Origin of the sequence: Streptomyces glaucescens (assembly GCF_002154375.1) — a bacterium.
GTDB lineage: Bacteria > Actinomycetota > Actinomycetes > Streptomycetales > Streptomycetaceae > Streptomyces > Streptomyces glaucescens.
In genome coordinates this window covers 1-5,188 of the sequence record NZ_MUND01000982.1, presented here as the reverse complement: position 1 = coordinate 5,188, position 5,188 = coordinate 1, and the positions used below count along the sequence as shown (strand labels likewise).

4 protein-coding genes are annotated in these 5,188 nt (G+C 72.8%); 3 read left to right on the top strand and 1 reads right to left on the bottom strand.

Features of this window, described 5'->3' with window-relative positions; all coding sequences use genetic code 11:
* Nucleotides 1-326: TerD family protein (locus CCN42_RS39970; protein ID WP_143662228.1), on the bottom strand; the 326-nt coding region annotated here is incomplete at its 3' end.
* Between the two features lie 200 nt (nt 327-526).
* On the opposite strand from CCN42_RS39970, the gene CCN42_RS39965 reads away from it, so the two are divergent.
* From CCN42_RS39965 to CCN42_RS39955, 3 genes are read left to right on the top strand one after another with little or no spacing between them, the layout of a single operon-like run.
* Entirely contained in the window at nt 527-1,699 is a 1,173-nt protein-coding gene (locus CCN42_RS39965) for an HpcH/HpaI aldolase/citrate lyase family protein (protein WP_086742021.1), read from the top strand.
* 43 nt (nt 1,700-1,742) lie between these two features.
* Nucleotides 1,743-4,238 (top strand): phosphoribosyltransferase, encoded by a 2,496-nt coding sequence (locus tag CCN42_RS39960; protein WP_086742020.1) that lies wholly within the window; start codon nt 1,743-1,745, stop codon nt 4,236-4,238.
* Nucleotides 4,238-5,122, top strand: coding sequence for an HAD family hydrolase (locus tag CCN42_RS39955; protein ID WP_245877690.1), 885 nt, complete (start codon nt 4,238-4,240; stop codon nt 5,120-5,122). Before CCN42_RS39960 ends, CCN42_RS39955 begins: the two co-directional genes overlap by 1 nt.
* Nucleotides 5,123-5,188 lie beyond the last annotated feature (66 nt).

The window sequence follows — 5,188 nt, the reverse complement described above, 5'->3', positions numbered from 1 at the left end:
ACGCGGTCGAAGGCGACGCCGTCCGCCGACGCGACGAGGAGAATCTGTCCGACGGCGGGCTCGACACCGGCCAGATCTGTCTGGATCGTATCGGTCAGGCCTTCGGCGCCCCGCTTCTTGCCGAGCCGCCAGACCTGTCCGGAGGGGTGCCGGGGCTGGTTGTAGAAGACGAAGTCCTCGTCGGAGCGCACACGGCCGTCGGGGCCGAGGAGCAGCGCCGAGGCGTCGACGTCCGGGATTCCCTGCCCGGGGGTCCAGCGCAGCACGGCGCGCACCGTCGTGGCTTCGAGCGGGACGTTCGACCCCTTCAGCATGGCGTGCGTCATGCGGTCATCCTGCCTTCTCCGTCCTGGTCACGACAACGCGGGGTGGGATGTCGCGGCGCACGTCGTGCGAAGACCCCGTTACGTGAAATTCATTCCCTGTGGGAACCCGTGACATGGAGTTCTACGTACTATTACCGGCCACCTGTCAGCACGTTTTTCCCGGCACACCATCGGCCCATCCCGCGCCACGGGGGAGTTTTATGCGTCATTTCGGGCACATCGCCCCCGAGGTGCGACAGCGCCTCTTCCATCAGGAGCCGTGCGAGTTCACCGCGGACTCCCCGGCCCGGCTGCTCTCCGCGGCCCTGGGCGCCACGCTGTACAGCCCGGCCACCCGGCCGCGGCTCGCCGACGACATCCTGAAGCAGGCCGGTCGTGGCGTGGTCTCGATGGTGCTGTGCCTGGAGGACTCGATCGACGACGCGGACGTCCCCGCCGGCGAGGAGAACCTCGTCCGGCAGTTCGCGGATCTCGCCGGCCGCCCCGGTGCGGCCGAGCCGCCGCTGCTGTTCATCCGGGTCCGCACCCCCGAGCAGATCCCCGACCTGGCCCGCCGCCTGGGCCCGGCGGTGCGGCTGCTGTCCGGTTTCGTGCTGCCGAAGTTCACCGTCGAACGGGGTGTGCCGTTCCTGGAGGCCGTGGCGGCGGCCGAGGCGTCGAGCGGGCGGAGGCTGTTCGCCATGCCCGTGCTGGAGTCGCCGGAGCTGCTGTACCGGGAGTCCCGGGTGGAGACCCTGGAAGGGATCTTCCGGGTCGTCGACAAGTACCGCGAGCGGGTGCTGGCCCTGCGCCTCGGCGTCACCGACTTCTGCTCGTCGTACGGCCTGCGCCGGGCCCCCGACATGACGGCGTACGACGTGCAGATCGTCGCCTCCGTGATCGCCGACGTGGTGAACATGCTGGGCCGCGCCGACGGCTCCGGCTTCACGGTGACCGGGCCGGTGTGGGAGTACTTCCGGGTCCAGGAGCGCATGTTCAAGCCACAGTTGCGCCGCAGCCCCTTCCTGGAGGGGCAGGCGGAGGAATTGCGCGAGAGACTGATCGAGCACGCCATGGACGGGCTGCTGCGGGAGATCTCGCTGGACCAGGCCAACGGCCTGCTCGGCAAGACCTGCATCCATCCCTCCCATGTGCTGCCCGTGCATGCCCTGTCCGTGGTCAGTCACGAGGAGTTCAGCGACGCGCAGGACATCCTGCGCCCCGAGCGCGGCGGCGGCGGTGTGCTCAGGTCGGCGTACACGAACAAGATGAACGAGGTGAAGCCGCACCGCGCCTGGGCCGAGCGGACCCTGCTGCGCGCCGAGGTGTTCGGAGTGGCGCACGAGGACATCGGCTTCGTCGATCTGCTGGCCGCCGGGATCATCCCCACCTGACCCGGCCGCTCACGAGACATAGAAACCTCTATTCAAGGGACGCATGAAGAAGGCAGTGAACGACGGGGTCTGGTCCGGCAGCTGGGTCGCCCGGCGGCTGGGGGTCGAACTCGACGGCGACGACACGCTGACCGGCCTGCTCGGGCTGGCCCTGCGCCGCAACCCCAAGCGGGCCCACCTGCTGGTGTCGAACGTGCTCGGCAAGCACGTCCCCCAGTCACCGTCCGTGGTGTACGGCCACGGCCTCGCCCTCGGCCGCCGGGTCCGGGAGCTGCTGGGCGACGACGCGGCCCGCCAGGCGGTCGTCCTCGGCTACGCGGAGACCGCCACCGGCCTCGGCCACTCGGTCGCCGACGGCCTGGCCCTCGCCCCCTACCTGCACTCCACGCGCCGCCCGGTGCCCGGGGTCGCGCCGGCGGGCGGCTTCGAGGAGTCCCACTCGCACGCCACCTCCCACCTCCTCCTGCCCGAGGACCCGGCCCTGCTCGCCGGATCCGGCCCGCTCGTCCTCGTCGACGACGAGTTCTCCACCGGCAACACGGTCCTGAACACCATCCGTGACCTGCACGCCCGCTACCCCCGCGACCACTACGTCGTGGTCGCCCTGGTCGACATGCGCTCCCCGGCCGACGCGGGCCGCCTGGACGCCTTCGCCGAGGAACTGGGCGCCCGGATGGACCTGGTGACGGTGGCCTCGGGCACCGTGAGGCTCCCGGGCGGGGTGCTGGAGCAGGGGCAGGCGCTGGTCGCCGAGTACGACACCCCCCCAGGGGCGCGGGGCGGTGACACGCACGACTCCGCCGCGCGGGCGCGATCAAGCCCCTCCGGCCCGCACCCGACCCACACGCGAGTCGACCTCTGCTGGCCCCAGGGCCTCCCGGACGGCGCCCGCCACGGCTTCACCCCCGAGCACCGCGCTCGCCTGGAAGCCGCCCTCCCGGCCATGGCCACCCGCATCGCCGAAGCCCTCCCCGAAGGCGCCCGCCGCGTGCACGTCCTCGGCTTCGAAGAGCTGATGTACACCCCCCTGCGCCTCGCTGACGAGCTGGAGCGGCTGCGCCCCGACGCGGAGATACGCTTCTCCACCACCACCCGCTCACCCGTCCTGGCCGTCGACGACCCGGGCTACGCGATCCGCACCCGCCTGGTCTTCCCCGCCCACGACGACCCGGCCGACGGCCCCGGTGACCGCTACGCCTACAACGTGGCGGGCGCGGGCTCCGACGCCGTCGTCGCCGTCGTCGACTCGGCCGCCGACACGCCCGCGCTGCACGCCCCCGACGGTCTGCTCGCCCGGCTCGCCGAGCACACCCCGCACGTCCTGCTCACGGTCGTCCCGTCGTACGTCCCCGGGGCCGCCGAGGCCCCCGAAAGGCCCGCCATGCTGCCCGAGCCCCTCCGCGGCCCCGCCTTCTCCTCGTACGCGCCCGACGAGGTGGGCTGGCTGCTCCAGGACCTGTCGGACGTCACGCTGGAGGCGCCGACCGAGGAGCGCGAGGAGGCCATCCAGAGCGGTGGCGCGCACTACGCCGAGTCGCTGCCGGTGGAGTACCAGCCCAGCGAGGATTACCAGCGGCTGTTCCACTCCGCGCTGGACGCCTCGGCGGCCCGTATCGCCACCGCCGTCGGCGTGGTCACGGAGACGGTGCTCGCCGAGCGGTCGCCTCGTCCTGTCCTGGTCTCGCTGGCCCGCGCCGGCACCCCGGTCGGCGTGCTGATGCGCCGCTGGGCGCAGCACCGGCACGGCCTCGACCTGCCGCACTACGCCGTCTCCATCGTCCGGGGCCGCGGCATCGACGCCAACGCGCTGCGCTGGCTGGCCGCCCACCACGACCCGGCCGACGTCGTGTTCGTCGACGGCTGGACCGGCAAGGGCGCGATCACCCGGGAACTCACGGCGGCCGTCGAGGAGTTCGAGAAGGCGGAGGGCGTCAGCGGCTTCGACCCGGAGATCGCCGTGCTCGCCGACCCGGGCTCGTGCGTGCGCACCTACGGCACCCGTGAGGACTTCCTGATCCCCTCCGCCTGCCTCAACTCCACGGTGTCCGGGCTGATCTCCCGCACCGTGCTGCGCGCCGACCTGGTCGGCCCGCACGACTACCACGGCGCGAAGTTCTACCGCGAACTCGCCGGCGCCGACGTCTCGGTGGCCTTCCTCGACGCGGTCGCCGCCCGCTTCACCGAGGTCGGCGACGCGGTCGACGCACAGGTCAAGGAGCTGCTGGCCGCCGACCGCACCCCCACCTGGGAGGGCTGGGCGGCCGTCGAGCGGATCAGCGAGGAGTACGGCATCCACGACGTGAACCTGGTCAAGCCCGGCGTCGGCGAGACCACGCGTGTGCTGCTGCGCCGCGTCCCGTGGAAGATCCTCGCGCGCGCCGGGGCCGGCGCGGACCTCGACCACGTGCGGCTGCTCGCCGGGCAGCGCGGCGTGCCGGTCGAGGAGGTCGCCGACCTGCCCTACACCTGTGTCGGGCTCATCCATCCGAAGTACACGCGCGGCGCCACCGGCGCCGACGGAAAGGCGGTGGCCGTCTGATGCCGGTGCTCGTGGCGAGCGACCTGGACCGTACGCTGATCTACTCGTCGGCGGCGCTGTCGCTGACCATGCCGGACGCGCGGGCCCCCCGGCTGCTGTGCGTCGAGGTGCACGAGAGCAGGCCGCTGTCGTACCTGACCGAGACCGCGGCCGGGCTGCTCGGCGACCTCGGGGACGCGGCGGTGTTCGTCCCGACCACGACCCGGACCCGCAAGCAGTACCTGCGGATCAACCTGCCGGGCCCGCCGCCCACCTACGCGATCTGCGCCAACGGCGGGCACCTGCTGGTGGACGGCGTCTCCGACCCCGTCTGGCACGCCCGGGTGACCGCCCGGCTGGCCGACGAGTGCGCCTCCCTGGACGAGGTCCGCGACCATCTGTTCGCCACGGCCGATCCCGTGTGGGTGCGCAAGCACCGGATCGCCGAGGACCTCTTCGCGTACCTGGTCGTCGAGCGGGAGCTGCTGCCCGAGGAGTGGGTGAAGGAGCTGGCGGTGTGGGCGGAGAACCGCGGCTGGACGGTCTCCCTCCAGGGCCGCAAGCTCTACGCCGTGCCCAAGCCGCTCACCAAGAGCGCGGCCGTGTACGAGGTCGCCCGCCGCACCGGGGCCGAGCTGACCCTGGCCGCGGGCGACTCCCTGCTCGACGCCGACCTCCTCCTCGCCGCGGACCGGGGGTGGCGCCCCGGCCACGGCGAACTGGCCGACAGCGACTGGACCGCCCCGACGATCACGGCCCTGCCGGAGCGAGGGGTACTGGCAGGGGAGCGGATCCTCCGAGAACTGCTGAGGGCCACCCGCGCCGCACCCGGCCAGGGGCGCGGGACGGTGACCTGTGCGGCTCCGCCGCGGGAGAGCGACCGGTCCCCCCTGACGAGTACCTAGCCGCAGCACCCTCCACCACAGCAGCCGCCCCCGCCCGCGCCCCCCGCGCGGGCGGGGGCGGCTGCT